Raw genomic sequence first — 21,150 nt, 5'->3', positions numbered from 1 at the left:
GCAACCATCCGTGGCATGTCACGTATCGCCTATATCGGTGTGCTCGCCGCCGGGGCAGTGTTGACGGTCGTCTCACTGCACGGTGCCGCCCCGGAGGCCTCGGCCTCCGGGGATGGCCAGGTGTGCGCCGCTGCGTGGTGCCCGAAAGAACGTCCGGGATGGCGCGCGCCGTCGCCGCGAGGCGAAGAGCCTCCGTCGTCGACCACGACCACCCCGACGACGACCACCACGACTCCGTGCACGACGACCTCGACCACGACGACGACGCCGCCGGTGACCACCACCACGACCGAGTCCACGACAACGACGACTCCGGTGACCACCACCACTGAGTCCACGACCACCACGACGTCCACCCCGACGGACACGACGTCGACCACGACGGACACGACGTCGACCACCACGACCACGCCGACGTCGTCGACCACGACCTCGTCGTCGTCCACCACGACGCCGCCGACCTCGACGACGACGTCCGGCACCACCACGCCACCGGTGACGACCACCACCACGAAGCCGCGGCTCACGACGCCACCGGCGACCACCACCTCGGCCACGCCCCCGGTGCACCAGGACAACCGCCTGGCCAACACCGGCACCTCGCCGGTGTGGACACTGCTGCTCGGCGTGCTGATGCTCGTCGGCGGCTCGATCCTGATGCTGCTCGACCGCGCCAGGCGTCAGCCCAGGCGCTGACCGCCAGGAACTGTCGGTGCTCTTCGTCACACTGATGACGTGCGAATCGAACACCTGCGCGAACGCAGCGATCTCGGCGTCATCAGTGCCGGCACCCTGAAGTCACTGGGTGTCACCAATCCGTGGCGAAGATGCGCCCCGGGCGGGCCGTGGCAGCGCATGCACCCAGGCGTCGTGCTGCTGCACAACGGCCCGCCCACCCCGGACCAACAGCTGACCGCGGCCCTCCTGCGCGCAGGCCCAGGAGCCGTGGTCACCGGTGCCTGGGCCTGCCGCCTGCACGGCCTACCTGCCCGAGGCACCGACATCCACGTCCTGGTGCCGGGCTCGATGCGCGGCACCGGCACCCTGATCCTCGAACGAGCCTCCCCGGTACCCGCCGCCTCCGACCTGAACGGCTTCCCCGTGGTGTCCGCGGCCAGAGCCGTGGTGGACGCGTGCCGCTTCCTGCGCTCCGTGGACGAGGCGACGGCCCTGATAGCCGCCGCCATCCAACGAGGCCGCTGCACGCCCGCCGCACTGGCCTCAGAGGCCCGCACGAACCGCTTCGGCACCAAGCTTGTCCGCACAGTGCTGCGCGAACTGGGCCGCGCAGAATCAGTGGCCGAACGAGACGCCCGCCGCCTCTCCCGCAAGATCCGCCTGACCACCCCGCATTGGAACACCACGATCGCGGGCGCCGACGGCCTGGTCATCGCCAGACCGGACGCCTGGTACGACGACGTAGGGCTGGCGTGGGAGATCGACTCGAAGGCCTTCCACTACGGCCCGCGCGACTACGAACGCACCCTCGCCCGCAACAGTCGTTACGCGGCGGCGGGAATCCTCGTGGTGCAAACGCTTCCGACCCGCCTGCGCGACCACCCGGAGGCGGTGGCGCGAGAACTGAAGGCGGCACACAAGGCAGCAGCGGCAAGGCCACGGCCACCGGTGCACATCGTGGAGGTGGTCTGAGAGAGCATCGCTCATCGGAGAGAAGGGTTGGTCTGGCTGTGTCGATACGAAGCGAGCCGTCTGAGCCTTGAGCACCGGGTGACACCACGCAGTGGCGATGCGAAGCGAGCCGTGTGAGCCTTGAGCACTGGGTCACGCCAAGCAGTGGCGATGCGAAGCGAGCCGTGTGAACCTGTCCTCGATGGGTTCCGGTGGGCCCAGTGAAGGGCGATTGGGGCTTTACCTTGAGGGGGCGGGATGCCACCCTCACGGGCACGGCCGGGCGCTTCTCAGCCCGGCCTTTTTCCGGCCGTCACGCATCCCGCCAGAGGCTCAAGGTCAAGCCCCAATCGCCAGCCCTTGATTCGTCATGACCTGCGCGCCCACGCATGCAACGTGACTCGCCACCACAGCAAGGCGACCACCCCGCTGGAACGCGACAATCCGCACGCAACAGCACCCGAAACACAAAAGCGCCGCGCCCCCAACGGGAACGCGGCGCCTCAATCAGCCAAGCAACCACCCATCAAACGCGCTTGAACAACAACGCCCGCTTGACTTCCTGAATAGCCTTGGTCACCTGAATCCCACGAGGACAAGCATCAGTGCAGTTGAACGTGGTCCGGCAGCGCCACACACCATCGATGTCGTTCAAGATGTCCAACCGCTCCTCAGCCCCCTCATCACGGGAGTCGAAGATGAACCGGTGCGCGTTGACGATCGCCGCAGGCCCGAAGTAAGACCCCTCGGTCCAGTAAACCGGGCAAGACGTAGTGCAGCAGGCACAAAGAATGCACTTCGTCGTGTCATCGAACCGCTCACGATCCGCAACAGACTGGATGCGCTCACGCGTCGGCTCGTTCCCATACGTCACGAGGTACGGCTTGACCGCACGGAACGCCTCGAAGAACGGCTCCATGTCGACGAGCAGGTCCTTGTTCACCGGCAAACCCTTGATGGGCTCGATGGTGATCGTGGTGCGCTTGTCGCCCTTCTCCAACAAATCCTTCAACAGGACCTTGCAGGCGAGACGGTTCACGCCGTTGATCCGCATGGCGTCAGAGCCGCAGATGCCATGCGCACAAGAGCGACGGAACGTGAGCGTCCCGTCCACGTACCACTTGATGTGGTGCAGCAGGTTCAGCACGCGGTCCGACGGCAGCGCCGGGATGTCGAACGAGTCCCAGCGCGGCTCGTCGTCGATCTCCGGGTTGAACCGGCGGATCTTCACGGTGACCGTGACAGCGCCGTCCGGAACCGGGGGCTGCGAGCCGCGCGAGCCGGAAACAGTTTCAGCGGTGGCGGTCATCAGTACTTGCGCTCCATCGGCTTGTACCGGGTAAAGGTCACGGGCTTGAAGTCCATGCGGATGTCCGCGGTCAGACCCTCGCCCTGCTTGTAGAACATGCTGTGGCGCATGAAGTTCGTGTCGTCGCGGTTCGGGTAGTCCTCGCGGGCGTGGCCGCCGCGGGACTCCTTGCGCTGCAGCGCGCCGTGGACGAGCACCTCGGCCAGCTCCAGCAGGAAGCCGAGCTCGACGGCCTCGAGCAGGTCCGTGTTGAAGCGCTTGCCCTTGTCCTGCACGGAGATGTGGGCGTAACGCTCCTTCAGCGCCTGCACGTCGTGCAGTGCCGTCTTCAGCGTGTCCTCGGTGCGGTACACGGACGCGTTGGCGTCCATGGTGGCCTGCAGCTCGGTGCGGATGTCCGCGACGCGCTCCTGGCCGTGCTCCGACAGGGCCAGCGCGACCTGCGCCTCGACGGAAGCGGCCGGGTTCTCCGGCAGTTCGACGTGCGACTCACGCGACAGGGCGTACTCCGCGGCGGCGATGCCGGCGCGGCGGCCGAAGACGTTGATGTCCAGCAGCGAGTTCGTGCCGAGGCGGTTCGCGCCGTGCACGGAGACGCAGGCGCACTCGCCGGCGGCGTAGAGGCCCGGGACGATGTTGTCGTTGTCCCGCAGCACTTCGCCGTGGATGTTCGTCGGGATGCCACCCATCGCGTAGTGCGCGGTGGGGTACACCGGGACGGGCTCGACGACCGGGTCGACCGCGAGGTAGGTCCGCGCGAACTCGGTGATGTCGGGCAGCTTCGTCTCGAGGACCTCGGCACCGAGGTGCGTGCAGTCCAGCAGCACGTAGTCCTTGTTCGGGCCGGCACCGCGGCCTTCGAGGACCTCCAACGCCATGGACCGGGCGACGATGTCGCGCGGCGCCAGGTCCTTGATGGTCGGGGCGTAGCGCTCCATGAACCGCTCACCCGAGGCGTTGCGCAGGATCGCGCCCTCGCCTCGCGCGCCCTCGGTCAGCAGGATGCCGAGACCGGCGAGGCCGGTCGGGTGGAACTGGTAGAACTCCATGTCCTCCAGGGGCAGGCCCTTGCGGAAGACGATGCCCATGCCGTCACCGGTCAGCGTGTGGGCGTTCGACGTGGTCTTGAAGACCTTGCCGAAACCACCGGTCGCGAACACGACGGACTTGGCCTGGAAGACGTGGATCTCGCCGGTCGCGAGCTCGTAGGCGACGGCGCCGGTGCAGACCGGGCCGTTCTCCGTCTCGGTCAGGCAGATGTCGAGCACGTAGAACTCGTTGAAGAACTCGATGCCGTGCTTGACGCAGTTCTGGTAGAGCGTCTGCAGGATCATGTGGCCGGTGCGGTCCGCGGCGTAGCAGGCGCGGCGCACGGCGGCTTCACCGTGGTTGCGCGTGTGGCCGCCGAACCGGCGCTGGTCGATCTTGCCCTCGGGCGTGCGGTTGAACGGCAGGCCCATCTTCTCGAGGTCGAGAACGGCGTCGATCGCCTCCTTCGCCATGATCTCGGCGGCGTCCTGGTCGACCAGGTAGTCGCCGCCCTTGATCGTGTCGAAGGTGTGCCACTCCCAGTTGTCCTCCTCGACGTTGGCGAGGGCGGCGCACATGCCGCCCTGGGCCGCGCCGGTGTGGGAACGCGTGGGGTAGAGCTTGGTGAGCACCGCGGTGCGGGCGCGCTGGCCGGACTCGATCGCCGCGCGCATTCCGGCACCACCAGCGCCGATGATGATCACGTCGTACTTGTGGAACTGCATTGTGGTGGGCTCCCCGCGCGGGTCAGTTCGAGATGTTCGGGTCGAAGGTGAAGATCACGAACGTGCCGAGCGAGATGATCAGGACCATCGACACGTAGAGCAGCATCTTCAACCAGAACCGGGTGGCGTCCTTGCGGGCGTAGTCGTTGATGATCGTCCGGACGCCGTTGCCACCGTGGATCTGCGCGAGCCAGAGCATCGCGAGGTCCCAGAACTGCCAGAACGGCGATGCCCACCGGCCGGCCACGAAGCCGAAGTTGATGCGGTGGATGCCGCCGTCGAGGATGTTCATGATGAACAGGTGGCCCAGCACCAGGATCACGAGCAGCAGCCCGGACAGGCGCATGAACAGCCAGCTGTAGAGCTCGCCGTTGCTGCGGCGGGCCGAGGGGCGGCGCGGCGAGCGGGGCTTGTCGAGTGCGAGCGACATGATCAGTGGCCCCCAACCAGCTCGGAGATCGTGCGCACCAGCATGAAGTAGGCGCCGGGGATCATCACGGCGATCCACACGCCGAGCACGGTCCACAGCATGGCGCGCTGGTACTTGGCGCCCTTCTCCCAGAAGTCCACGAGCATGACCCGGATGCCGTTGAGCGCGTGGTAGAGCACCGCGCCGACCAGACCGACCTCGAAGAGGTTGACGATCGGGTTCTTGTAGGTCTCGATCACCGCGTCGTAGGCGTTCGGGGACACCCGGACGAGGGCGGTGTCGAGCACGTGGGTGAAGAGGAAGAAGAACGTGAGGACACCGGTGATCCGGTGGGCGACCCAGGACCACATGCCCAGATCACCGCGGTAGAGCGTCCCACCCCCTCGGGTGGTGCCCGACCGCTCGGGTGCGCCTGCGCTGGTCATGCGCCGCGGCCTCCAACGTCAGTGGTGGTGTGGTCGGCGAAGAAGTGACTGCTCGTCCGACCATGACCGGAAAATCCTAGTCCCGCACGTTGGAACACTCCCAGCAGGCGCACCCGCTCTGTGATCGATGAGACACGCTGTCGATCGGCCAAGCGGTCTTTATCGATACCGAAATGCGGTCTGCGCCACAAAAACGGCCGACGGCCCGGACCTCCGCCAAGGTCCGGGCCGTCGTTCTCGGCAAGGGCACTTGCCACCTGGAACACGACGGCGGACCGCTCCGGGTTCAACGAAAGGCGGAACTGGGCCGTTTGGACGAAGATGGAGACGGAGAAGTGGCCGAAGGGGACTTTTCGACACGCGCTGAACACGAGTGATCACCACTCGTACGGCCAAAGCGTCGAATGCGTAACCGATAGGGGTCTTTGTAGGTGCTGGCGGCAACGGGGTTGGTTACTAAGAGGTACGGTGCCGCGTCTAGGACCCAACAACGTCGTTGGGGATGAACCTCAGGGAGGAGACGAGCCGTGCGTCGTCGTATGCGTGGTGTCGCGGTTGCCGCGATCGCGTTGACCAGCGTGATGACTATGGCCGCCTGCGCGAAGGACTCGGGTGGCGGCAGCAACAACGCGGGGACCGGTACCGGTGCCGCCTGCGAGTTCGCTGAGGCCCCGACCGCGCCCGCCACCTCGAACACCAGCGCCGCCAACGGTGACAAGGTGGACGCGAGCGCGCTGAAGATCGGCCTGGCCTACGACATCGGTGGCCGTGGCGACGCGTCGTTCAACGACTCCGCCGCCGCCGGTCTGGACAAGGCCATCGCGGACATGGGCGTGAAGAAGGAGAACACGCGCGAGCTGTCCGCCGCCCCGAACGAGGACGAGTCCGCCAAGCAGACCCGTCTGCGCCAGCTGGCGTCCGAGGGCTTCAGCCCGATCATCGGTGTCGGCTTCGCCTACGCCGAGTCGATGAAGCTCGTCGCCGCGGAGTTCCCGAACGTCAAGTTCGGCCTGGTCGACTCGGCCGTCGAGGGTGCCGCGAACGTCACGCCGCTGCTGTTCGCCGAGCAGGAGGGCTCCTTCCTGGCCGGCGTCATCGCCGCGTACCAGAGCAAGAAGTGCCACGTGGGCTTCGTCGGCGGTGTCGAGATCCCGCTGATCCAGAAGTTCGAGGCCGGCTACTTCCAGGGTGCCAAGGCCGCCGCGCCGAAGATCCAGGTCGAGAAGAAGTACATCACCCCGGCCGGTGACTTCACGGGCTTCCAGGACGCCCCGAAGGGCCAGGAAGCCGCGAAGGGCCAGATCGACAAGGGCGCCGACGTCATCTACCAGGCCGCGGGCGCGTCCGGCAAGGGCATCTTCTCCGCCGCCAAGCAGGGTGGCGTGCTCGCCATCGGCGTCGACTCCGACCAGTACAACCAGGCGACCGTCGCCGACACCAAGGACGTCATCGTGTCGTCCATGCTCAAGCGTGTCGACGTCGCGGTCTACGACTTCGTCAAGGCCGTCGCGAAGAACGACATCGCGTCCCTGCCGAAGGTCTTCGACCTGAAGGTCAACGGTGTCGGCTACTCCACGTCGGGTGGCAAGATCGACGCGAAGCTGCAGGGCATCCTCGAGGGCTACAAGGCCCAGATCATCGAGGGCAAGATCAAGGTCGCGGACAAGCCGTAGTCCGAAAGCCGCACGCACACCGGGCCCTGTGAGGTAACGCCCTCACAGGGCCCGGTGCGTGGTAGGAGGAGCACTCGACGATGAGCAGTTCCACGTCCGTTGGGACGGACGAACACCCCGCGGTGGTGCTCACAGGCATCACCAAGCGATTCCCCGGTGTGGTCGCCAACAGCGACGTCCACCTGACCGTCCGCCGTGGCGAGGTCCACGCCCTGTGCGGTGAGAACGGCGCGGGCAAGTCCACCCTGATGAAGATCCTCTACGGCATGCAGCCGCCGGACGAGGGCACCATCGAGGTGAACGGCGAGCAGGTGCGGTTCCGCACGCCGTCGGACGCCATCAAGGCCGGTATCGGCATGGTGCACCAGCACTTCATGCTCGCCGACAACCTCACCGTCCAGGAGAACGTCGTCCTGGGCGCCGAGGCGATGCACGGCATCGGCAAGAAGGCCCGCGCGCGCATCATCGAGCTCTCCGGCAAGACCGGGCTGAACGTCGACCCCGGCGTGCTCGTCGAGCAGCTCGGAGTCGCTGACCGCCAGCGCGTCGAGATCCTCAAGGTGCTCTACCGCGGCGCCAAGGTGATCATCCTGGACGAGCCCACCGCCGTGCTCGTGCCGCAGGAGGTCAACGAGCTCTTCGACACCGTCCGCGGCATGCAGGAGCAGGGCTACACGTTCCTGTTCATCTCGCACAAGCTCGACGAGGTCCGCGCGATCGCGGACTCCGTCACGGTCATCCGCCGCGGCACGACCGTGGGCAGCGCCGACCCGAAGACCGTCAGCTCCCGGCAGCTCGCCGAGATGATGGTCGGCAGCGAGCTCCCCAGCCCGGAGACCCGCGAGTCCACCGTCACCGACACGGTCGTGCTGGACGTCAAGGGCCTCAAGCTCATGACGCCCGACGGCTCGCGCCCGATCCTCGACGACGTCGACATGGTCGTGCGGTCCGGCGAGGTCGTCGGCATCGCGGGCGTCGAGGGCAACGGCCAGACCGAGCTCGTCGAGACGATCATGGGCATGCGCAAGGCCGGCAGCGGCACGATCACGTTGCAGGACAGGGACGTCACCAAGCTCGGGACGCTGGCCCGGCGCGAGGCGGGCATCGGCTACGTGCCGGAGGACCGCCACCGCCACGGCCTGCTGCTCACGCAACCCCTCTGGTACAACCGGATCCTCGGCTACCAGACCCGCAAGCCGACGGCCAGGGGCGTCTGGCTCGACACCGACGGCGCGAAGAAGGACACCGAGCGGATCGTCGCGGACTTCGACGTCCGCACGCCCGGCATCGACGTGCCCGCGGCCGCGCTCTCGGGCGGCAACCAGCAGAAGCTCGTCGTCGGCCGCGAACTGTCCGGCGACCCGGTGCTGCTGATCGCGTCGCACCCGACCCGCGGTGTGGACGTCGGCGCGCAGGCGTTGATCTGGGACGAGATCAAGCGCGCCCGTGCCGCCGGTCTCGCCGTGCTGCTGATCTCGGCCGACCTGGACGAGCTGATCGGCCTGTCGGACACGATCAAGGTCATGCTGCGCGGCCGCCTGGTGGCCGACGCCGACCCGAACACCGTCACGCCCGAGGACCTCGGCAGCGCGATGACCGGTGCGGGCAGCACGAGCGCCGCGGTCCAGGAGACCTCGGTGGTTGAGGAAGGCGAGCACTGATGGGACACCTGCGCGGCAAACTCCTGCCGCCCGCGTTGGCGATCGTCTTCTCGTTGCTGTTGTGCGGCGTGGCGCTCGTCATCTCCGGCGCGAACCCGCTCAGCGCGTTCGGCGCGATGGTGACGCAGGTCGGCAAGGGCACGACCTTCATCGACATCGTCAACTCGACGGGCATCTACTACATCGCGGCGCTCGCGGTGGCGATCGGGTTCCAGATGAACCTGTTCAACATCGGTGTCGAGGGCCAGTACCGCGTCGCCGCCGTCGTGGCGGCCGTGGTCGGCGGCTCGATCGTGCTGCCCACCGGCATCCACACGCTGGTGATCATCATCGTGGCCGCGCTCGCCGGTGCCGCCTGGGCCGCGATCCCCGCGATCCTCAAGGTGACCCGAGGCGTCAACGAGGTCATCTCGACGATCATGATGAACGGCCTGGCGATCGGCCTGTCCGCCTACCTGATCCGCCGCGACGTCTTCGGTGAGCTGCGGGGCAACAACATCCGCACCGCCGAGATCCCGGAGAGCGGCTGGATGCCCGGCATCTCGTTCGGTGGCGGCGGCACGATGTTCGGCTTCATCTTCGTCGCCGTCGCCCTGGGCATCGGCTACTGGGTGATGATGAACAAGACCCGGTTCGGCTTCGAGCTGCGCGCGTCCGGCGAGTCGTCCACCGCCGCGTCGGCCGGTGGCGTCAACGCCAAGAAGATGGTCCTGGTCTCGATGCTGCTCTCGGGCGCCATCGCGGGCCTGATCTCGCTGCCGGAACTGCTCGGCCGCGACCACACGTTCAGCCTGAACTTCACCGCGGGCATCGGCTTCTCGGGCATCGCGATCGCGCTGCTCGGCCGCAACCACCCCGGTGGCATCGCGTTCGGCGCGCTGCTCTGGGCGTTCCTCGACAAGTCGGGTCTCGCGCTCGACAACGTCGGTGTGCCCCGGGAGATCGTCACCATCATGCAGGGCTCGATCGTCCTGTCGGTCGTCGTCGCCTACGAGGTGGTGCGGCGCTTCGAGCTCGCCTCGGAACAGCGTCGCGTCGGCCGTGAGCTCGGAACTGTCGGAGGTGCGGCGTGATCAGCACGATGGAGGAGAAGCCGCACATCCCGGCGGCGCCTCGCAAGCGCAGGGTCCCCGGCTGGGCCGTGGCCATGCTCGGTGTCGCGGGCGCGATCGCGTTGCTGTCGATCACCTCGATGCAGACCGGGTTCCCGCAGCTCACGTCGTCCGGCACGACCCAGACCGCGGTCCGGCTCGGCCTGCCGATCCTGCTCGCCGGTCTCGGCGGCCTGTGGGCGGAACGCGCCGGCGTGGTCAACATCGGCCTCGAAGGCATGATGATCATGGGCACCTGGGGCGCGGCGTGGGCCGGCTACCAGTGGGGTCCGTGGGCCGCCGTCGTCGCGGCCGTCGTGTTCGGATCGCTCGGCGGTCTGCTGCACGCGATCGCGACGGTCACGTTCGGCGTCAACCACATCGTTTCCGGTGTGGCGATCAACCTGCTCGGCGCCGGCCTGACGAAGTACCTGTCGACGCTGGTGTTCTTCCCGCTCTCGAACAACCCGCGCCAGTCGCCGCCGGTGCAGCCGTTCGACACGTACTCGGCGGGTGGCCTCGCGGACTGGCTCGGTGAGCTCGAAGCCGGTCAGCGCCTGTTCATCTCGGACGTCGCGGGCATCCTGCGCGGTCTCGTCACCGGTGTCTCGCCGCTGACGATGCTGGCGATCCTGCTGCTGCCGCTGTCGTACTACCTGCTCTGGCGCACCCGCTTCGGCCTGCGCCTGCGCTCGGTCGGCGAGAACCCGCACGCCGCGGACTCGCTGGGCGTGAAGGTGTACTTCCACAAGTACGTCGCCGTGATCGTCTCCGGTGGTCTCGCCGGCCTGGGTGGTGCCGCGCTGGTGCTCAACCCCGGTCAGCTGTCCTACCTGGAGGGCCAGACCGGCGGACGCGGGTACATCGGCCTCGCCGCGATGATCTTCGGCAACTGGCGGCCCGGCGGGCTGCTGGGTGGTGCGGCGCTGTTCGGGTACGCCGACGGCCTGCAGCTGCGTTCGGGCGGCGAGACGGTGCTGGCGCTGGTCTACGGCGTGGTGCTGCTGCTCGGCGTGATCGTGGTGTGGCAGCTCATCCGCCGCAAGTGGTTCTCCGCGGCGGCGGCGATCTTCGTGGCCGTGCTGATGTACCTGCTGTACATCAGCCTCGACGAGATCCCCAGCGAGTTCGTGTCGTACGCGCCGCACATGGTGACGTTGGCCGTGCTCGCCGTTGCCTCGCAACGCCTGCGGATGCCGGCCGCCGACGGTGTGGTCTACCGCCGTGGCTGAGGTCGACTGGACAGCGTCGATTGATTGGGACCTGCTCCGGGCACGGGCGGTGGAGGCGGCGTCGTTCGCCCACTGCCCGTACTCCGGGCTGCAGGTCGGATCCGCGGCGTTGTGCGACGACGGCCGCATCGTGACGGGGTGCAACGTCGAGAACGCCTCGTACGGCGTGGGTCTGTGCGCCGAGTGCACGATGGCCGGGCAGCTGCGCTTGACGGGTGGCGGCCGGTTCGTCGCGGTCGCCTGCCGTTCCGGTGCCGGCGAACTGCTGATGCCGTGCGGCCGGTGCCGTCAGGTGCTCTACGAACTGGGCGGTCGCGACTGCCTGGTGGACACGCCTTCCGGTGTGTTGCCGATGTCGTCGGTGCTGCCGGACGCGTTCGGACCGGAGGACCTGCCATGAGCTTTTCCGCGGTGGACGTCATCCGCGCCAAGCGCGACGGTGCGGCGTTGTCGGACGCGCAGATCGACTGGGTCGTCGACGCCTACACGCGCGGCGCCGTCGCGGACGAGCAGATGTCCGCGCTGGCGATGGCGATCTTCTTCAACGGCATGACCGCTGCGGAGACCGCGCGCTGGACGCAGGCGATGATCTCGTCCGGCGAGCGGTTGTCGTTGCACGTGGACCGCCCGACGGTCGACAAGCACTCGACGGGCGGTGTCGGCGACAAGATCACGCTGCCGTTGGCGCCTCTCGTCGCCGCCTGTGGTGCTGCCGTGCCGCAGCTTTCCGGTCGCGGTCTCGGCCACACCGGCGGCACCCTGGACAAACTGGAGTCGATCCCGGGGTGGCGGGCCGCACTGTCCACTTCGGAAATTCTGTCTCAGTTGTCTTCGGTGGGCGCTGTGGTGTGTGCTGCCACCGAAGGACTTGCTCCGGCCGACCGCAAGCTCTACGCGTTGCGGGACGTCACCGGCACCGTCGAGGCGATCCCGCTGATCGCGTCGTCGATCATGTCGAAGAAGATCGCCGAGGGCGCCGAGTCACTGGTGCTCGACGTGAAGGTCGGCTCCGGCGCGTTCATGAAGGATCTTCCGTCTGCCCGTGCGCTCGCCGAGGCGCTGGTGGCCATCGGTGTTGAGCACGGCGTGCGCATCTCGGCCCTGCTGACCGACATGTCCGTGCCGCTGGGACGTGCGGTCGGCAACGCGGTCGAGGTGGCGGAGTCCGTGGACGTGTTGCGCGGCGGCGGTCCTGCCGACGTGGTCGAGCTGACGGTGGCCCTGGCGTCCGAGATGTTGTCGCTGGCCGGGATCTCGGCTGATCCGGCCGCCGTGCTGGCTTCCGGTGAGGCTTTCGAGGTCTGGGCGCGGATGATCCGGGCCCAGGGCGGCGATCCGGATGCTTCGCTTCCGGTGGCGTCGCACAAGCACGTGGTGGAGGCCCCTACTTCTGGCGTGCTGTCCACTTTGGACGCTTACGGCGTCGGGGTGGCGGCGTGGCGACTCGGTGCCGGCCGGGCCCGCAAGGAGGACCCGGTGCAGTTCGGTGCCGGCGTGCTCTGCCTGGCCAAGCCCGGCGACGTCGTCGAGGCCGGGCAGCCGTTGCTGGAGCTCTACACCGACACCCCGGACGCGGTGGCCGGTGCGCTGCAGGCGCTGGAAGGCGCCTACAGCGTTTCGGACGCCGCGCCGGAGCGTTCGCCGCTGGTGATCGACACCATCCGCGGCTAGTTCACGAGCGAGCCCGCCAGGGGCGACCTGTCCTGCTTCCACAGCACGCACAGGACCTCCTGGCGGCCCGGCGCGGCGGCGTCGTTGTACGCCTCCCACTCCTTCTGCGTCGGCACGAGCCCGGTGAAGCCGATCGGCTCCTTGATCTTCGGCTCGATGACCTTGAACTGCTCGGTGCAGTAGTTCTTGGCGAAGTCGGCCAGCCACTGCGTGCCGGGGTAGGCGATGTCCTTCGGCTTGTCCCACAACGGGGTCGCGGCCGAGAAGAGCTGGATGCCGTGCGGACCGTTGCACGGCACGTCCTGCCGCACCGGCGAGCCCTGCGTGAGGAAGTCCTTGGCGCACTGCGTGCCCGAGAGGTTCCACTCCGGCACGTCACCACCGCGTCCGAACGTGGCGATGCGCCGTGACGGCAGCGGAGCACCCACGGGCAACGCCGTGGGGTCGGTCCACTCGGTGGAGTTCTCCTGCGTCTGGTTGGTGCTGGTGTTCGGTCCGGCGTTGGTCGTCTCTTTGGGCTTGAGGACCTGGTATCCGGCGAACGCGGCACCGGCGAGCAGGGCGATGCCCACGACCACGGCGCCGACCTTGAGCGCGGTGCCCTTCTTCTTGCCGCCGTTGTTGTTGTGCGGCAGGGAAACCTGCGTGGCGCCCTGGCTGATCGCGGTCAGCATGTGCCGCGCCTGCGGTGCCGTCAGCCGGCGGGCGGGATCGACGGTCAGGAAACCGCGGATCACCTCGGCCAGACCGGGCGAGGCCCGCCGCAGCACGGGCGGCTCGTTCATGACCGCGTGCAACGTCGACGCGGTGGACGTGCGTTCGAACGGGCTGACACCTTCGACGGCGTGCGCCATCGTGACACCGAGCGCCCACAGGTCGGACGCCGGCGAGGCCTCGAACCCGTGCAGGCGGTCCGGCGACATGTACGCGGGCGAGCCGACGATGCCACCGTTGTGCGTGAGGCGCGGGTCGTCCATGGCCTGCGCGATGCCGAAGTCGGTGAGCTTCACCGCGCCGTCCGGCCGCACCATGATGTTGCTGGGCTTGACGTCCCGGTGCACGATGCCGGCCTGGTGCGCGGTCTCCAGCGCGCCCAGCACCTGCAACGCGACGTTCGCCATCCAGGTGGAGTCCCGCGGCCCGTGCCGCTGCACGATGGAGGCGAGGTCGAGCGCGTCGACCAGCTCCATCGCGAGGTAGGTGCGGTCGTTCTCGCGGACGATGTCGTAGACCGTGACCACAGCGGGGTGGTTGAGACGGCCCGCGGTCCGCGCCTCGCGGAGCATGCGCTCCTCGAGCACGTTGCGTTCCTCGGCGGCGATGCCCTGCGGCGGGTGCAGCTCCTTGAGCGCGACGGCCCGGCCGAGCACCTGGTCCTGCGCGCGCCACACGACGCCCATCGCACCGCGGCCGAGCTCGGCGAGCAGTGAGTAGCGGTTGGCGACAACTCGCTGTTGCTGCACGGACTATCCCTCCTGGACGCCCCCAGATGCCGGCGAGCATAACCACGATCGTGTGAGCGCTCTCGTCATGGTCACGTCTGTCGCGCCCGCCGGGTTCAACGCCGGCGAGTTCGACCTCTGCACAGCGAAATGAGACGTGGCACGCGAAACGGCCCCGGAGCAGCAGCTCCGGGGCCGTTCACGGTGATGGGACGAGCGAGGCGATCAGGCGCCCTCGGCCGCCAGGTCGTCGTCGTCCACGTCCTTGCCGCCGTTCGCCGGCTTCGGGCCGCCGTTCTTGCGGGTGCGGCGCTGCGGGCGCGGCAGGGCGGTGGGCGGCGGGGGAGGCGTGGGCGAGCCGCCGCCGAGGATGAGCTCGGCGAAGGTGGCCATGGCCTCGTCCAGCTGGCCCCCGATGCGCAGTTCCGACTCCTGGTTCGACTTGCGGACCAGGGACTGCAGCGAGTCGGTGTCCGGGCGGGCGCCGACGGTCTCGGCGACCTTGGTGAGGCTCGCGTCGACCGTGCCGCCGAGCTCGGAGATGCGGGCGGCGAAGCCGTCCTCGACCTTGTCCAGGCGGTTGGTCATGTTGTCGAGCTGCGAGGTGACGAGCTCCAGGCGGCGGGCCAGGGACTCGAGGCGGTCGGCGGCGTCGACCTGGTCGCGGGACTGCTCGATCGCCGCGTACAGGGCGGTGCGGGCCTCGTCGAGCTTGCCGTTGACGACGTTCTGCGTGTCGGCGACGGCGGTCGCGAGCTCGGTGCGGGTCTCGGCGAGCGAACCGGCGAGGGAGTCGCGGGTCTCGTTGAGGGAGCCGGCGAGCGATTCGCGGGTCTCGTTGAGCGAACCGACGAGCGACTCACGGGTCTCGTTGAGCGAACCGGCGAGGGAGTCGCGGGTCTCCGCCACGACGCCGGCCAGTTCGCCGCGGGTCTCCGCCACGGCGCCGGACAGCTCGGAGCGGGTCTCGCCGAGGGCGGCGGCCAGCTGGTTGTGGCGCTCGGTCACCGCGGTCACGACCTCGGTGCGGCTGTCGGCCACGGCGGACGTCAGCGCGGCGCGGCTCTCGGCGACGGCGGACGTCAGCTCGGCGCGGGCGGCGGCGAGGGCGTCACGCTGCTCGTCGGCGCGGCCGTGGACGCTCGAGAACGACTCGGCGAGGATCTTCTGCAGCGCCTCGCGGGTGCCGTCGAGGTGCTCGTGCACGCCCTCGTCGACCTCGTCGAGACGGCCGCGCAGCGCGGCTTCGAGGGCCTCGACGCGCTCGCGCAGCGGGTTGGTGACGGCGGCGGGGATCGCGTCGACCTTGCCGTCCTGCTTGTCCAGGTGGCCGTCGAGGTCGTCGATGCGCTTGTGGATGCTGGAGAGCTTGTCCTCCAGGCCGTCCATGCGGCCCGCGACCCCCTCGAAGCGCCCGGCGACACCGTCGAGACGGCCGTCCAGCTGGGCGAAGGGCTTGGCGAGCTTGTCCACCAGGGCGTCGACCGCACGACCGATGTCGGCGACGGCGGTGTCCTGGGCCTCCAGCTTGGCGAGGGCCTCGTCCAGGCGCTCAGCGAGAACGCTGACCTCGGTGCGGTCCGGCAGCTCCGACAGGCGCTTGCGAACCGAACCCAGCGACTCCAGAGGCGACATCCGGGCGTGGATCTCGTCCAGCGCGTCGAAGATCTGCTGCTGCTCGCTCTCACGGATCTCCGCGGCGCGCGTGAGCATGTTGCGCATCCGATCGAAGGACATCGTGGAGTTGTTGTTCTCTGTCACGGCTGAGTGCCTTCGTCCAGGGGAGGGGGAGACCACGGGAGCCTATCCGCGTCACGGGACGTCGCTGTACCACCCCCGCCAGAGAATGGCCGGGTACGGACGGGCAACTAACCCGATCAGGTTACCCGACTACTCTGAACGCCAAGTGCCTGCCTGGAAGCGCGCAGTAGTCACCGATGATGTTCCTACCTTGGGGTGACTCAAGCCTCGCGTTGGTTGCAGAAAGTTGCTGATCACGGATCTGCAACGACGTTGATCCAGCAAATGATCATATCGGTTGCAAGATCGTTTTGGGTGGTGGTGGGGCGGCGTGTCGTCGCGTTCCACCCGGTGGTGGAGGGTTGGCGGATGCCGCGCCATGCCGGGGGGCTTGCAGGCGGGTGCTGGTGCATGCGGGTGCTGTTGCGGGCGGGTGGTCGCGTTCCAGCGGGGTTGGTCGCGTACCTGGGGCACGGTTGCCTTGCGAGGGTGCTTGCGCGGGTCATGACGGATCAAGGGCTGGCGATTGGGGCTTGACCTTGAGCCTCTGGCGGGATGCGTGACGGCCGGAAAAAGGCCGGGCTGAAAAGCGCCCGGCCGTGCCCGTGAGGGTGGCATCCCGCCCCCTCAAGGTAAAGCCCCAATCGCCATGTGAGGCGCCCACCGGAACCAAGGTGCACGAGGTTCACACGGCTCGCTACGCATCGCCACGCCAGGACTCGTAGATGGCTGGCTTGCATTGCTGGCTGACCGGTTGGCACCGCGCGCCGGGCTTGCGTCGAGGTCGGCTGCGTTGGCGAGTGCGGGTGGTGGCGCGCGCCGGGCCTGGTCGGGGGTCGCCTTGCGTTGGCGAGTGCGGGCGGTGGCCCGGGCCTGGCTTCGTCCGTGGTGCCATGCGTTTGCGGCTCTCGGTTGGCACCGCGCGGCCCCTCGGTCGGACCCGCCGCTTGGAGTAACGTGTAGCAATGTCCACGCCGCTTACCTTGGAGTCCATCCGCAGCGCGCCGAAGGTGCTGCTGCACGACCACCTCGACGGTGGCCTCCGCCCGCAGACGGTGATCGAACTCGCCGATGCCACCGGCTACCAGGGCCTGCCCACCACAGACGCGGGCGTCCTCGGGGGTTGGTTTCGAGACAACGCCAACTCCGGCTCCCTGGTGCGCTACCTCGAAGGTTTCGCCCACACGTGCGGTGTCATGCAGGACGAGCCGTCGCTCGTTCGCGTCGCCGCCGAGGCCGTGGAGGACCTGGCCGCGGACGGTGTCGTCTACGCCGAGATCCGGTACGCGCCCGAGCTGAACACCGAGAAGGGTCTCTCGCTGGAGCAGGTCGTCGAGGCCGTCCAGGAGGGTTTCCGGATCGGCGAGCAGCGCGTCGCGGCGACCGGTCGCAAGATCCGCGTCGGCACCCTGTTGTGCGCCATGCGGCAGAACGAGGGCTGGCTGCGCATCGCCGAGTTGGCTGTCCGGTATCGCGACCTCGGTGTCGTCGGGTTCGACATCGCGGGGCCCGAGGCCGGGTTCCCTCCCACCAGGGGGCTCGACACGTTCGAGTACCTGCGCCAGCAGAACACGCACTTCACCATCCACGCCGGTGAGGCGTTCGGGCTGCCGTCCATCTGGGAGGCGATCCAGCACTGCGGTGCCGAACGCCTCGGTCACGGTGTGCGGATCGTCGACGACATCAAGGTCTCCGGCGACGGCACCGTCCAGCTGGGACGGCTGGCCGCGTACGTCCGCGACCGCCGCATCCCGCTGGAGATGTGCCCGACGTCGAACCTGCAGACCGGTGCCGCGCCGACGCTCGCCGACCACCCGATCGGCCTGCTCGCGAAGCTGCGGTTCCGCGTCACCGTCAACACCGACAACCGCCTGATGAGCGACTGCACGCTCTCCAGCGAGTTCGCCGCGCTGGCCGAGACGTTCGGCTACGGCTGGGCGGACCTGCAGTGGTTCACGATCAACGCCATGAAGTCGGCGTTCCTCGGGTTCGACGAGCGGCTGGCGATCATCAACGAGCTGGTCAAGCCGGGTTACGCGGCGCTCACCTCGTCGTAGCCCATGCGCTCTCGTCGATCGCGCTGAGCTGCAGCAGCGGTTCCCACCACGCGCGGTTGGCCGCGTACCAGCGGATGGTGTCCCGGACACCGGCCTCGAAGCCGATCTCCGGGCGCCACCCCAGTTCGCGGCCGATCCGCGTGGAGTCCAGCAGGTAGCGGCGGTCGTGGCCGGGGCGGTCGGCGACGATCGACTTCCGCGACTGCGGCAGCCCCAGTTCGTCCAGCACCAGGTCGGCGATCTGGTCGACGCTCGCCTCGACGCCCGTGCCCACGTGGTAGGTCCGGCCGAGGACACCCTCCTGCAGCACGGCGTCGATCGCGCGGCAGTGGTCCAGCACGTGGATCCACTCGCGGCGGTTGTCGCTCGACGCGTAGACGGGCAGCTGTTCGCCGTTCAGCGCGCGGGTCGTGAACAGCGGCAGCACGTTCTCGGGGAACTGGTTCGGGCCGTAGTTGTTGGCGCAGTTGGTGATCGTCACCGGCAGGTCGAACGTCTCGAAGTACGAACGCACGGCGTGGTCCGAGCCGGCCTTCGACGCGTTGTAGGGCGTGCGCGGCCGGTAGGGCGACTCCTCGTGGAAAGCCTCGGTGGCGTCCAGGGACAGATCGCCGTAGACCTCGCACGTCGAGACGTGGTGGAAACGCCTCACGCCCGCGCGGTGGCACGCCTCCAGCAAGGACTGCGTGCTCAGCACGTTGGTGCGGAAGAAACGGGCAGGGTCCAGCACTGCCAACGAGTTGTGCGACTCGGCCGCGAAGTTCACGACGACGTCGACGCCCTCGACGTCGGCTTCGGCGATGTCCGCGTGCACGAACTTCGCGTCGGCGGGCACGTTCGCGAGGGTGCCGCGGTAGGTGAGCGCGTCGAGCGCGATCACCTCGTCCGCCGGGTGTTCGCGCAGCCAGTAGCGGGTGAAGTGCGAGCCGATGAACCCGGCCGCGCCGGTGATGAGCACGCGCATGGTCAGTCCTCCGAGGGAATCGCGGCGACGCCGGGAGGTTCCGCGCCGGGCCAGCCGCGGAACTCGACCTCCAGCTGGAACCGGTGGCCCAGGTAGTGGTGCTCGGACAGGGCGATCGGCTGCTCAGCGGTGTCCAGCGCGACGCGGCGCACGAGCAGCACGGGGGTGGCGGCGGTGACGCCGAGCAGCGTTCCGAGGTCACCGGCGGCGACGGCCGCGATGCTCTGCCGGACGACGGCGATCTGGTTTCCGTTGCGCCGCAACGTCTCCCAAGTGCCGGGCTCCTCGGCGTCGGCACGGCTGACCGGTGCGGCCAGCGCCAGCGGCACCCACTCCGTGACGACGTCCAGTGGCGTGTCTCCCGTGCGTCGCAACGAACGCACGCGCAGCATCTCGCCGGAACCCAGCGTGGACGCGACACCGGCAGAAGCTGCCTGGTACCCGTACTCGAGAACGGTCCGCACGAGCGAGACACCTGCTTCGGCGACCGCCGACTGCGCGTGCTGGAACGTGCCGAGCGCCAGTGGCTGCGCGAACGACACCACGTACCAACCGGCGCCCTTGCGCGACGCCAGCAGCCCCTCGTCGCGGAGCTGTTCCAACGCGCGGCGCACGGTCACGCGGCTGACCTCGTAGCGGCGGCCGAGTTCGGCCTCGCTCTCGATCGAACCGGCCGGGCCGTAGTCGCCGAGCGTGATGCGCCCGCGTAGGTCGGCCGCCAGCCGTTGAGACCGGGAACCTGTCATAAACCTGTATCATACAGATGAGTCAAGTGTTCCGGCGCAACGCGAAGGGGCCGCTCGCGCGATGCGAACGGCCCCTTCGGCGTGCCAGAAGATCAGTTGGTGTTGAGCCGGTCCTCGAACGAGGCCTGCAGCGTGCGGAACGCGGCCACCTCGGCGTCGTACGGGGCGGACGGCGCGAGACGCGTCGGGTCCGGCGACACGACGAACGACACGAGCCAGCCCAGCGACTCGGACGAGGCGAGCGCGTTCTTCACGGACTCGTCCTCTGCCCACTCGGCCGCGTCCTCGAACAGTTCGACGGCGAGGTCGAGCTGCTGCGGGTCGAGGGAGTCGGGGCCCTCCTCCATGTCCTCGGCGATGCCGGTGAGCACGTAGACGTTGTCGTCCTCGACCTCGACGTCGAGCTCGCCCGCGGTGGCCTTGACCTTGATGTCGTTCCAGGTCTCGACCTCGGCCAGGTCGTGCTCGTCGTTCTCGGCGACGAAACGGCTCAACGCGCGCGGCGAGCCGAAGACCTCGATCTTGCCGCGGCGGCCCAGGAACACCGGGTCGTCGCCGAGGTAGCAGCGCAGCGTGTAGAACTCGCCGGCCGACGTGATGATCTTGATCGGGTCGACGCCGACCTCGGCCCAGAAGCCCGTGGGCTCGGCCTTGTCCTCGTCGTCGGACTCGTCGGGGGAGTCGACGGCGGCGGCGGCCGTGGCGGCCTCCAGCGCGGCGAGTTCCTCCTGGGCGACCGCGAGCTCCTTCTCGGGGACCTCCGGCGTGTTCACCACGCTGTCGATCGCGTCGAGGACCTCGTCCCACTTCTCGGAGACGACCTCGGACAGCTCGCCCCACAGCTTGCCGCCGTCACGGCCGCTGAACGGCAGCGTGCCCTGCGGCAGCAGCGAGAAGCCCTCGGCGCTGTCGAGCACCTCGTGGACCTTCTCCAGGTCGCAGACGTCCGCGAGGGCGCGCACGATCGCGACGACGTCGGCGAGCTCACCGATCGTCCACGTGTCCGGGTCCTCCGCGACGAGCTCGGGCACGCCGACGAGGTCGAACTGGTGGTTGTCGTCCGGCGAGAGGTCCGCCACGCCCAGCGACGGCACGACCGGCCACGCGGGGTGGTCAGTCAGGTCGTGCTCCTCGGCGGTGCGCACGAACGCGGCGAGGTGCGCGGCGTCGGGGAAGACGAACAGGTCCTCCTCGTCACCGAGGAACGCCTCCCACTCCTCGCCCTTCTCGCGCCAGCGGGGTGCCCACAGCGTGACGACGTCACCCTGCGTCAGCCCCAGCTCGATGGGGACGATGTCCTGCGCCATCCTGACCTCCCGGTCATGC

General features: G+C 68.6%; 18 protein-coding genes and 1 pseudogene. 9 read left to right on the top strand and 10 right to left on the bottom strand.

Annotation, left to right across the window (positions count from 1 at the left end; all coding sequences use genetic code 11):
- Positions 1–29 precede the first annotated feature (29 nt).
- On the bottom strand, positions 30–527 hold the full coding sequence (locus tag IEY88_RS10575; RefSeq protein WP_189154414.1) for a hypothetical protein: 498 nt from the start codon (positions 525–527) through the stop codon (positions 30–32).
- On the opposite strand from IEY88_RS10575, the gene IEY88_RS10570 reads away from it, so the two are divergent.
- Both IEY88_RS10570 and IEY88_RS10565 read left to right on the top strand, forming a co-directional pair.
- A complete protein-coding gene (locus tag IEY88_RS10570) occupies positions 496–696 on the top strand; it encodes an LPXTG cell wall anchor domain-containing protein (protein ID WP_189154413.1) in 201 nt (66 codons plus the stop codon). The genes IEY88_RS10575 and IEY88_RS10570 overlap by 32 nt on opposite strands.
- Before the next feature lie 39 nt (positions 697–735).
- Positions 736–1,650, top strand: a complete 915-nt coding sequence (locus tag IEY88_RS10565; RefSeq protein WP_229693236.1) for a hypothetical protein — start codon at positions 736–738, stop codon at positions 1,648–1,650.
- 505 nt (positions 1,651–2,155) lie between these two features.
- On the opposite strand, the gene IEY88_RS10560 is transcribed toward IEY88_RS10565, so the two are convergent.
- The 4 genes from IEY88_RS10560 to sdhC are packed head-to-tail and all read right to left on the bottom strand — an operon-like array spanning position 2,156 to position 5,547.
- Positions 2,156–2,938, bottom strand: coding sequence for a succinate dehydrogenase iron-sulfur subunit (locus IEY88_RS10560; RefSeq protein ID WP_189154412.1), 783 nt, complete (start codon positions 2,936–2,938; stop codon positions 2,156–2,158).
- On the bottom strand, positions 2,938–4,692 hold the full coding sequence (gene sdhA, locus IEY88_RS10555; RefSeq protein WP_189154411.1) for a succinate dehydrogenase flavoprotein subunit: 1,755 nt from the start codon (positions 4,690–4,692) through the stop codon (positions 2,938–2,940). Before sdhA ends, IEY88_RS10560 begins: the two co-directional genes overlap by 1 nt.
- A gap of 22 nt (positions 4,693–4,714) precedes the next feature.
- A complete protein-coding gene (locus IEY88_RS10550) occupies positions 4,715–5,122 on the bottom strand; it encodes a succinate dehydrogenase hydrophobic membrane anchor subunit (protein ID WP_373294059.1) in 408 nt (135 codons plus the stop codon).
- A gap of 2 nt (positions 5,123–5,124) precedes the next feature.
- Positions 5,125–5,547: a succinate dehydrogenase, cytochrome b556 subunit gene (gene sdhC / locus IEY88_RS10545; protein ID WP_189154410.1), complete on the bottom strand. Its 423-nt coding sequence runs from the start codon at positions 5,545–5,547 to the stop codon at positions 5,125–5,127.
- A gap of 539 nt (positions 5,548–6,086) precedes the next feature.
- Here sdhC and IEY88_RS10540 point away from each other — a divergent pair.
- The 6 genes from IEY88_RS10540 (at position 6,087) to IEY88_RS10515 (ending at position 12,875) form a co-directional block, all read left to right on the top strand.
- On the top strand, positions 6,087–7,220 hold the full coding sequence (locus IEY88_RS10540) for a BMP family lipoprotein (RefSeq protein WP_189154569.1): 1,134 nt from the start codon (positions 6,087–6,089) through the stop codon (positions 7,218–7,220).
- 80 nt (positions 7,221–7,300) lie between these two features.
- A complete protein-coding gene (locus IEY88_RS10535; protein ID WP_189154409.1) occupies positions 7,301–8,881 on the top strand; it encodes an ABC transporter ATP-binding protein in 1,581 nt (526 codons plus the stop codon).
- Complete coding sequence (locus IEY88_RS10530; protein WP_189154408.1) at positions 8,881–9,954, top strand: ABC transporter permease; 1,074 nt, start codon at positions 8,881–8,883, stop codon at positions 9,952–9,954. The genes IEY88_RS10535 and IEY88_RS10530 overlap by 1 nt, the downstream gene beginning before the upstream one ends.
- A gap of 8 nt (positions 9,955–9,962) precedes the next feature.
- The gene (locus IEY88_RS10525; protein ID WP_189154568.1) at positions 9,963–11,204 is read left to right on the top strand and encodes an ABC transporter permease; all 1,242 of its coding nucleotides are present in this window, start codon (positions 9,963–9,965) and stop codon (positions 11,202–11,204) included.
- Positions 11,197–11,604, top strand: a complete 408-nt coding sequence (locus IEY88_RS10520) for a cytidine deaminase (protein ID WP_229693235.1) — start codon at positions 11,197–11,199, stop codon at positions 11,602–11,604. The genes IEY88_RS10525 and IEY88_RS10520 overlap by 8 nt, the downstream gene beginning before the upstream one ends.
- Positions 11,601–12,875 carry a thymidine phosphorylase gene (locus IEY88_RS10515; RefSeq protein WP_189154407.1) on the top strand — a complete coding sequence of 425 codons (1,275 nt, stop codon included), beginning with the start codon at positions 11,601–11,603 and terminating at the stop codon, positions 12,873–12,875. The genes IEY88_RS10520 and IEY88_RS10515 overlap by 4 nt, the downstream gene beginning before the upstream one ends.
- Here IEY88_RS10515 and IEY88_RS10510 read toward each other — a convergent pair.
- On the bottom strand, positions 12,872–14,338 hold the full coding sequence (locus IEY88_RS10510; RefSeq protein ID WP_229693234.1) for a serine/threonine-protein kinase: 1,467 nt from the start codon (positions 14,336–14,338) through the stop codon (positions 12,872–12,874). The genes IEY88_RS10515 and IEY88_RS10510 overlap by 4 nt on opposite strands.
- Positions 14,339–15,534: 1,196 nt before the next feature.
- Positions 15,535–16,054 (bottom strand): annotated as a pseudogene (locus tag IEY88_RS45725) (hypothetical protein); the annotation flags it as partial.
- Between the two features lie 968 nt (positions 16,055–17,022).
- Here IEY88_RS45725 and IEY88_RS10500 point away from each other — a divergent pair.
- Positions 17,023–18,114 (top strand): adenosine deaminase, encoded by a 1,092-nt coding sequence (locus IEY88_RS10500; RefSeq protein ID WP_189154405.1) that lies wholly within the window; start codon positions 17,023–17,025, stop codon positions 18,112–18,114.
- Here IEY88_RS10500 and IEY88_RS10495 read toward each other — a convergent pair.
- From IEY88_RS10495 to IEY88_RS10485, 3 genes are all read right to left on the bottom strand, one after another.
- Complete coding sequence (locus tag IEY88_RS10495) at positions 18,101–19,078, bottom strand: dTDP-glucose 4,6-dehydratase (RefSeq protein ID WP_189154404.1); 978 nt, start codon at positions 19,076–19,078, stop codon at positions 18,101–18,103. The two genes, IEY88_RS10500 and IEY88_RS10495, sit on opposite strands and share 14 nt — an antisense overlap.
- A 2-nt stretch (positions 19,079–19,080) precedes the next feature.
- A complete protein-coding gene (locus tag IEY88_RS10490) occupies positions 19,081–19,824 on the bottom strand; it encodes a GntR family transcriptional regulator (RefSeq protein WP_189154403.1) in 744 nt (247 codons plus the stop codon).
- 92 nt (positions 19,825–19,916) lie between these two features.
- Positions 19,917–21,131 (bottom strand): SatS C-terminal domain-containing protein, encoded by a 1,215-nt coding sequence (locus tag IEY88_RS10485; protein ID WP_189154402.1) that lies wholly within the window; start codon positions 21,129–21,131, stop codon positions 19,917–19,919.
- Positions 21,132–21,150: the final 19 nt, after the last annotated feature.

It is taken from the genome of Lentzea pudingi (assembly GCF_014646255.1).
GTDB classification, from domain to species: domain Bacteria; phylum Actinomycetota; class Actinomycetes; order Mycobacteriales; family Pseudonocardiaceae; genus Lentzea; species Lentzea pudingi.
Note: the sequence above shows the minus strand (reverse complement) of the source record. Positions and strands in the feature narration are given on the sequence as shown.

Coding starts and splice junctions, on each gene's coding strand:
- IEY88_RS10560 (WP_189154412.1), bottom strand. CDS start 2,938: ATGACCGCCACCGCTGAAACTGTTTCCGGCTCGCGCGGCTCGCAGCCC.
- sdhA (WP_189154411.1), bottom strand. CDS start 4,692: ATGCAGTTCCACAAGTACGACGTGATCATCATCGGCGCTGGTGGTGCC.
- IEY88_RS10550 (WP_373294059.1), bottom strand. CDS start 5,122: ATGTCGCTCGCACTCGACAAGCCCCGCTCGCCGCGCCGCCCCTCGGCC.
- sdhC (WP_189154410.1), bottom strand. CDS start 5,547: ATGACCAGCGCAGGCGCACCCGAGCGGTCGGGCACCACCCGAGGGGGT.
- IEY88_RS10540 (WP_189154569.1), top strand. CDS start 6,087: ATGCGTGGTGTCGCGGTTGCCGCGATCGCGTTGACCAGCGTGATGACT.
- IEY88_RS10535 (WP_189154409.1), top strand. CDS start 7,301: ATGAGCAGTTCCACGTCCGTTGGGACGGACGAACACCCCGCGGTGGTG.
- IEY88_RS10530 (WP_189154408.1), top strand. CDS start 8,881: ATGGGACACCTGCGCGGCAAACTCCTGCCGCCCGCGTTGGCGATCGTC.
- IEY88_RS10525 (WP_189154568.1), top strand. CDS start 9,963: ATGGAGGAGAAGCCGCACATCCCGGCGGCGCCTCGCAAGCGCAGGGTC.
- IEY88_RS10515 (WP_189154407.1), top strand. CDS start 11,601: ATGAGCTTTTCCGCGGTGGACGTCATCCGCGCCAAGCGCGACGGTGCG.
- IEY88_RS10500 (WP_189154405.1), top strand. CDS start 17,023: ATGTCCACGCCGCTTACCTTGGAGTCCATCCGCAGCGCGCCGAAGGTG.
- IEY88_RS10495 (WP_189154404.1), bottom strand. CDS start 19,078: ATGCGCGTGCTCATCACCGGCGCGGCCGGGTTCATCGGCTCGCACTTC.
- IEY88_RS10490 (WP_189154403.1), bottom strand. CDS start 19,824: ATGACAGGTTCCCGGTCTCAACGGCTGGCGGCCGACCTACGCGGGCGC.
- IEY88_RS10485 (WP_189154402.1), bottom strand. CDS start 21,131: ATGGCGCAGGACATCGTCCCCATCGAGCTGGGGCTGACGCAGGGTGAC.